The organism is Mesorhizobium delmotii, assembly GCF_900149755.1.
In the GTDB taxonomy this organism is placed as follows: Bacteria; Pseudomonadota; Alphaproteobacteria; order Rhizobiales; family Rhizobiaceae; genus Mesorhizobium; species Mesorhizobium delmotii.
Window position 1 is genome coordinate 1 of sequence record NZ_FUIG01000105.1, and the last position, 5,447, is coordinate 5,447.

Here is a 5,447-nt window from a genome sequence, read left to right on the forward strand (position 1 = left end):
ACCACTTGCCGAACAGGATGCGATCGCCGGCCTTGACGTCCAGCGGGACGAGCTTGCCGGCTTCGTCGCGGGCGCCGGAACCAACGGCGATGATCTCGCCTTCCTGCGGCTTTTCCTTAGCCGTATCGGGGATGATGATGCCGCCGGAGGTCTTGGATTCGGATTCGACCCTACGAACGACCACGCGGTCATGCAGCGGCCGGAAATTCGACTTTGCCATTTTGGATATCCCTGGTGCGGAGGTTGAAAGGTTCTCCGTTGCCGGAGCGTGGTTAGCACTCGCCAGTGGAGAGTGCTAACGCGGCGCTGAAATAGGCTGTGGGCTCGTACTAGTCAAGACGGACGAGGGGACGGCTGAAGAGCAAAGGATTTAGAATCGGCGCGGAAGCCTCGCCCCCGTTACGGTGCATCCAACTGCCTAACCGAGCGTTTCGGCCGTAAGCTCTGGGCCAACTTTCGTCTCTGTTTGGAATGTGAAATTATGTGAAATTAATGGCCGAGCAGTCGGCCGGAATCGATGGCCAGCCAAACAGTCTTGAGCTTTTTGCAATTCATCATAACCTAAGTGGCATCGCCAAAAGGAGCGCTTATCGCAATCGATGGTCTGCAAATGCCTGCCGAAGCGCCTCAATCCTACAGCAAGGCGCTCGCAATTTGCTTGTTCGGTAGGTTCCGATCAGCAGGTCGAGAGGAAGTTTTGAGGACATGTTTGGGATTTCGTGATCGAGGTGGATTGTTTCCGTGGTGAGGTTTGCCGCTTCAGAGAGCCTGAGTCCCGTGTCGGCGATTAGATAGACAAGATGGCGTGCCCGTCCAGTGCGCCTACCGCGCGAATCTCTCCCTGCACGAATTCTGCCGTGAACGCAGCGCGTTGAGCCGCAACGGCACCGGAAAGCCATGACGATCATGCCGGGTACTGGCGTGTGCTGCGATGTTGTAGGTGGTCACGCGGGCCTTGACGTCATTGCGATCGGAAGACCGAGATTTTCCATCGGCGTCACAGTTTGCGTTACGGTTGTGGCCTCGGAGTTCACAAGACCAATCGAGCACTGAGACGTTGGCCAAGCGTTAAGAGCTTCGTTCGGCCCTTTCCATTGCTCTGCGGCATCTCCGGAGGGAACTGACAGGTTCGCCGCGATAATCTGCGGCTCGCACCCTCAGGGGCCTTACGCCGGTTTTACCCACCCTCGTGGGCCCCACGCCGATTTGACCATAAACCGAGATGAAACGAACTGTGCACGAGGAAAGGAAAGAACGCCAATTTCCTGCGTTAATAGCAGGATTTTGACCGTAAAGCGCTCCAATGAGTTGATATTGTCGAAATGGGGCTTGGATATAGGCCACACCGAACACCCATCCGAGTGAGGAGCATCTCAATGTCGCAGGAACTCGACTATCTCAGCCGCCGTTTAGCTGCGGGTCGGCTGAGCCGACGTGAATTTCTCGGACATGCGACGGCGCTCGGCGTTTCAGCCACGTTCGCAAATTCGATCCTCGCCAGCGCTGCGCGCGCATCTATGCGTACTGTTCCAGTTAAGCGCGTTTACGAGAAACCTGTACTGACCCCGCTGGGCCACATGGCGCAGGTCGCTGAGAAATCAGGGGGCCGGTCCGCGGCGGTGTCATCAGGGGCCGCCTTTGGGGCTGGGGCAGCCGACAGTCTCGATCCGGCGACGTCCTCGACGGTTATATCAAGGTCGTGGATATGATCAGGCGCTTACCCACCTGAAGGTCATTCTGCGACACCGCGCCATTTGACAACAACGATCTGAGGATGGCGCTAAAGCTTGCCATCGACCGCGAGGAGATACTCAACAAGATCCTGCGTGGGTACGGTACGCTCGGCAACGACTTCCCGGTCAATGCCGGTCGCCCGACTCAGGATCAGACGTACTCGTATACCTATCTATCCACGATGCCCTGGAACGACACGCACTTCTTCAATGAAAGTTCGATAAACTTCTCATTGAGGCGCGACGCGCTCCCAGTTCGGCCGTTCCGGGCGACAATTCCGTTGCTCCAAAGCGGACGTCCGTTGATCGGCGCGAACTCCCCCGTCTTCAGTGAAATCCACCTGCATCAGATTTTTGCATCTTGGCAGAGTACTAGTTTGTGTACTTTTTCGTCCGATGCAAGAATCGTGAGTTTTGCAACAGTAGACTATCAATAACCCCGACTAAGCGATATAGCACTTGACGAGTTTGAGCTCCCAAGCGGGAGCTTGTTAGAGAAAGACATTGGGGGACGTTCACATGGCTAGATGCACAGCGCCAAGAGAGGGCCACCGCTCAGCGAGCGCTGCGGCGAACTGCCCTGCGTGCCGTCACCGCTACGGGCGCTACGGTGGATATAGCAGCGGGTCGTACTCGTCCCCGGCCCTGTCCTACTATTCCTCGTCGGGGGGCAGCGGGGGCGGCCGGAGCAGCGGCGGCGGGTCCGGCCGCATAAAAGCAAGTTGGTCGAAAGCTGGCTCGTCCGTGTTGTACACGCCTACAGAAGTGCGGGCACTCACGCCTATCCGCCACACTGTCGAGAGCCGAGCGGAACTACCTGACCTTCGTGATGTCTTCCTATGTCACGCGTGGGACGACCGGCAGGGGGCTGCCAAGGAGCTGCACGATCTGCTCGAATCACTCGGTGTCTCGGTCTGGTTCAGCGAAAAGGACGTTGCCCTCGGCACGCCGTTGCTTCGCGAAATCGACAAGGGACTGGCGAAGTCGCGAGTCGGGATCGTGCTGGTTACTCCCGCGCTGCTGCGCCGCCTCCCAGCAGAGGGCATCGCCGACAAGGAGCTTTCGGCACTCCTAGCGCGTGAACAGCTCGTCCCTATCGTCCACAACACGACGTACGAAGCTCTCCGCAACGTCAGCCCCCTGCTGGGCTCGCGAAGCGGCCTGAGCACCGCAGAAGAGCCGATGGCAGACGTGGCGGCCAAGCTCGCCGAGCTGGTCGCACTCTAGCTTTATTGCCGGAGCGGCTGGCCCTACGTTACACAAGCGGTTTAGGCACTGACGCGCCGGCACTCACCAGGCAGCCGCACCCGTGCATCTAAGACCTGTCGGCAGCGAGCGGCGATTGCCGATATCTCCGGCGTTCAGCAGGTTCGGCAAAAGGTGAGGAGGCGCGAATTCGCCGCAGCATTGTGGGGCAGGGAAGGGCGCACGTCTTGCCCCCAACAACGCCCTCGCAGGACAACTGGCTATGCTTTCTACCGCCCGTCGGCTCTCGACCACCGTCGCATGGCCGACAGAGCCGGCGGCAGGGAAACTCGTAGGCCATTATGAATTTAGATCGACGCGTCGAGCAATGTGGTCCAGCTTGCGCGTGGGGTGTCGAGCGGGATTGTTGTGACCGCCAGCTGGGGGCCGATATGTGTGGGGTGAATTGAGTGACCACTTGTGATCTTTCATACAGCCGCTCGTCTACTCGACCTAGGGCTGTCGAGCATGAGCAAAGCCCGTCCTTGCTTTATGGTCGGAGAACTCCAGCTTTGCCTCGCCGAATGACAGCTCGTAAATAATGCAGTCAAAAGTGTGCATACCGCGGCGTCGACCACATTGTTTCAGTCTTTTCAACAGAGCGTAGGAATCTGACGGTATTATTGACGGTATGCGAAATCAGATGATATGATTTCATCAAGAAAATCAATTAATATGATGTTCTAATTGATGATTGAGTGGGTCTTGTCTTTCGTAGTCTTACGTCAGGCGCAGGCCTGGTCTTGATTTTTCCGACAGAGGACGCATTCCGCCGCTCCTCGATCCACGCTTCGACTTCTGCCAAGTCCCAAACAACACAGCGGGCGGTGAGATTGAAGCGTCGTGGGAACTCGCCACGCTGTTCCATCTCATAGACGGTCGTATCCGAGAGGGGAACGATTTCTCGCAGCTGCGACCGGCGAACAGTTCGCACTACTCGACGCGACCCGATGTGTGGCAGAACCGGAAGTGGGTCCGGCTGCCCAATTTCGATGCCCTTGAATTTATCGACTTCGGAAGACTGCTGCCGTTTGACCATTTGCGTGACCGGGATGGGTTGCCTTGCTGGCCAACAATCGCGCAACTTTTCGAGGTTTCGTACAGCCCTCAATTGCGACCCCGTATCCTCGCCTACTGACGTGAAGACTCAAGGGTATTCCACTGCGGATTATGTCAGGACCGCACCACCAATGGGATCCATCGAGCAGGCGCTGCATAAGGTCCGACAGGCGATCCTCGCTGCCGGCTTCTCGAGGCCCGAATATCTCAAGCTGCGCGCTGGCAATGACCTTGCGCCAATTGACGCGTTAATCGGCCGGCGCGGCTAGATCGCAGCGGAGGGGAAGCGCCGCGAGATCACGCTCACAGCCGCGAGAACGCGAAGCGCCGCCGGCTTCGCAGTTACGCCGTCGCCGCTCTCACCAATCATGAGAGATGCCGACATGGACAGCGAGACTTGGTCTTTGGTTCAACGGTAGCAGGCTTGGCGGTCGCGACGGCTACCTTGTCAATACTGGCATGAGAAACGTTGCATCGCCAACATCTTCATCGAAGATGTGCTCGCATATTTCGAATTCCTGCGTGTCTTAGCGTGGCTGGTCGCGGAGGTCCACAGAACAGCCGATGCCGACCGCCAAAAGGTGAAAGGCAATGAAGGCGAGCATAATTCCTGCTCCGCTTGGTTGTTTGCGGAACCGGACCGAGTGTTGGAAAATGAAAGTTGGGGACAGTGCTCGCCGGCAGTTGATTGCAGACGCATCACAATGCGTATTACTCTAACTCAACCGCGCGGGGAAAACCAATGGCAAAGAAACCCAATGAGACTACGAGCAAGAAAGTTGCTTCCACGGCATCCAAGTTGCTTCGTTCTAAGAGCTCCTCAAAGGCAGTCAAGTCGGTCGCGGGATCCGCTCTTACGCAAAGGGTGAAAAAGAAGAAATAGCGCCAGTTTGACAGACATGAAGCAGTTCTTTGGCCTCATTCAGAAACGCGCCAAGGAATTTAGTTTCCGGCGAACTGGCTGTGTCCGAAAAGGTCAACTGCGCGTTGGCGTCGGTGCCATCCACAAGCTGGAGAGCGCAGAGATTGGCGTTTGAGTGTGCCTTGATCCACCAACCGCACCGATGCAGAGAGTGAGGTCGGCTCGCGCTCAAATCAAGTTCTTAAAGTCCAGATCTTCCCTCAAGAGCACTCCACAAGGGACCAACTTGGTAGTTGATTCGTCAAGCACGAAGAACTGAAGCGATCGCGATCCCGAACTGCGATCGTGTAACAGAGGCAAGGCTAGGGAGCGGGACCATTCGGAACGATATGGGGAAAACTGTCGATTTTTTCCCCAAAAAAGGCAACAAAATCAATAAACTGAGTACGCATCCAGGCCACCACATTGATCCATGCGAAGCGGCCTGACGTGTCAAATCTCCACGACCAGCGAATGTCGGTATCGGTGGTTGCATGTCCCCGCAACCA

General features: G+C 56.8%; 5 protein-coding genes and 1 pseudogene. 3 read left to right on the forward strand and 3 right to left on the reverse strand.

Translation table 11 applies throughout. The features are described 5' to 3' along the window. The coding region (locus BQ8482_RS37515) for a co-chaperone GroES (protein ID WP_133254903.1) at window positions 1–220 on the reverse strand (220 nt) is incomplete at its 3' end. 1,156 nt (window positions 221–1,376) lie between these two features. Here BQ8482_RS37515 and BQ8482_RS40875 point away from each other — a divergent pair. The 3 genes and pseudogenes from BQ8482_RS40875 to BQ8482_RS37530 all read left to right on the forward strand — a co-directional run bounded on the left by BQ8482_RS40875 (window position 1,377) and on the right by BQ8482_RS37530 (window position 2,960). Next, complete coding sequence (locus tag BQ8482_RS40875) at window positions 1,377–1,709, forward strand: twin-arginine translocation signal domain-containing protein (RefSeq protein ID WP_425294173.1); 333 nt, start codon at window positions 1,377–1,379, stop codon at window positions 1,707–1,709. 29 nt (window positions 1,710–1,738) lie between these two features. After that, window positions 1,739–1,876 (forward strand): annotated as a pseudogene (locus BQ8482_RS39965) (ABC transporter substrate-binding protein); the annotation flags it as partial. A 376-nt stretch (window positions 1,877–2,252) separates the two neighbouring features. Next, a complete protein-coding gene (locus BQ8482_RS37530; RefSeq protein WP_123152127.1) occupies window positions 2,253–2,960 on the forward strand; it encodes a toll/interleukin-1 receptor domain-containing protein in 708 nt (235 codons plus the stop codon). A 688-nt stretch (window positions 2,961–3,648) separates the two neighbouring features. On the opposite strand, the gene BQ8482_RS37535 is transcribed toward BQ8482_RS37530, so the two are convergent. Further along, window positions 3,649–4,017, reverse strand: coding sequence for a helix-turn-helix transcriptional regulator (locus BQ8482_RS37535; protein ID WP_425294174.1), 369 nt, complete (start codon window positions 4,015–4,017; stop codon window positions 3,649–3,651). Between the two features lie 1,244 nt (window positions 4,018–5,261). Beyond that, the coding region (locus BQ8482_RS38865; RefSeq protein ID WP_208867969.1) for a hypothetical protein at window positions 5,262–5,447 on the reverse strand (186 nt) is incomplete at its 5' end.

Bases quoted from the DNA above. Each gene is read 5' to 3' on its own strand.
- BQ8482_RS40875 (WP_425294173.1), top strand. From the start codon at position 1,377: ATGTCGCAGGAACTCGACTATCTCAGCCGCCGTTTAGCTGCGGGTCGG.
- BQ8482_RS37530 (WP_123152127.1), top strand. From the start codon at position 2,253: ATGGCTAGATGCACAGCGCCAAGAGAGGGCCACCGCTCAGCGAGCGCT.
- BQ8482_RS37535 (WP_425294174.1), bottom strand. From the start codon at position 4,017: ATGGTCAAACGGCAGCAGTCTTCCGAAGTCGATAAATTCAAGGGCATC.